1 rRNA gene (running past one end of the window) is annotated in these 1,638 nt (G+C 57.6%); it reads right to left on the reverse strand.

Going from position 1 to position 1,638, the window contains the following annotated elements:
• Positions 1-1,589 (reverse strand): 23S ribosomal RNA (locus tag ACIF8T_RS40450); it reaches 1,629 nt to the left of the window's first position.
• Between the last annotated feature and the right edge of the window lie 49 nt (positions 1,590-1,638).

Here is a 1,638-nt window from a genome sequence, read left to right on the forward strand (position 1 = left end):
TTCCCCGAAGGCTCCGGGGCGGCTTCACGGACTTAGCATCGCCTGGTTCGATGTTTGACGCTTCACAGCGGGTACCGGAATATCAACCGGTTATCCATCGACTACGCCTGTCGGCCTCGCCTTAGGTCCCGACTTACCCTGGGCAGATCAGCTTGACCCAGGAACCCTTAGTCAATCGGCGCAAACGTTTCTCACGTTTGTATCGCTACTCATGCCTGCATTCTCACTCGTGAACCGTCCACAACTACCTTCCGGTGCTGCTTCACCCGGCACACGACGCTCCCCTACCCATCACAGCCGGCGTTGGCCGTATTGCTGCAATGACACGACTTCGGCGGTACGCTTGAGCCCCGCTACATTGTCGGCGCGGAATCACTAGACCAGTGAGCTATTACGCACTCTTTCAAGGGTGGCTGCTTCTAAGCCAACCTCCTGGTTGTCTGTGCGACTCCACATCCTTTCCCACTTAGCGTACGCTTAGGGGCCTTAGTCGATGCTCTGGGCTGTTTCCCTCTCGACCATGGAGCTTATCCCCCACAGTCTCACTGCCGCGCTCTCACTTACCGGCATTCGGAGTTTGGCTAAGGTCAGTAACCCGGTAGGGCCCATCGCCTATCCAGTGCTCTACCTCCGGCAAGAAACACACGACGCTGCACCTAAATGCATTTCGGGGAGAACCAGCTATCACGGAGTTTGATTGGCCTTTCACCCCTAACCACAGGTCATCCCCCAGGTTTTCAACCCTGGTGGGTTCGGTCCTCCACGAAGTCTTACCTCCGCTTCAACCTGCCCATGGCTAGATCACTCCGCTTCGGGTCTTGAGCGTGCTACTGAGTCGCCCTGTTCGGACTCGCTTTCGCTACGGCTACCCCACCCGGGTTAACCTCGCAACACACCGCAAACTCGCAGGCTCATTCTTCAAAAGGCACGCAGTCACGAGAACAAGGCAAGCCTTGCTCCGACGCTCCCACGGCTTGTAGGCACACGGTTTCAGGTACTATTTCACTCCGCTCCCGCGGTACTTTTCACCATTCCCTCACGGTACTATCCGCTATCGGTCACCAGGGAATATTTAGGCTTAGCGGGTGGTCCCGCCAGATTCACACGGGATTTCTCGGGCCCCGTGCTACTTGGGTGTCTCTCCAACGAGCCGCTGACGTTTCGACTACGGGGGTCTTACCCTCTACGCCGGACCTTTCGCATGTCCTTCGCCTACATCAACGGTTTCTGACTCGTCTCACGGCCGGCAGACCATGAAAGAGAGATCCCACAACCCCGCTCACGCAACCCCTGCCGGGTCTCACACGTAAACGGTTTGGCCTCATCCGGTTTCGCTCGCCACTACTCCCGGAATCACGGTTGTTTTCTCTTCCTGCGGGTACTGAGATGTTTCACTTCCCCGCGTTCCCTCCACTTGCCCTATGTGTTCAGGCAAGGGTGACAGCCCATGACGACTGCCGGGTTTCCCCATTCGGACACCCCCGGATCAAAGCCTGGTTGACGACTCCCCGGGGCCTATCGTGGCCTCCCACGTCCTTCATCGGTTCCTGGTGCCAAGGCATCCACCGTGCGCCCTTAAAAACTTGGCCACAGATGCTCGCGTCCACTGTGCAGTTCTCAAACAACGACCAACCACCC

This window comes from Streptomyces sp. NPDC085946, from assembly GCF_044540485.1.
Taxonomy (GTDB): Bacteria; Actinomycetota; Actinomycetes; order Streptomycetales; family Streptomycetaceae; genus Streptomyces.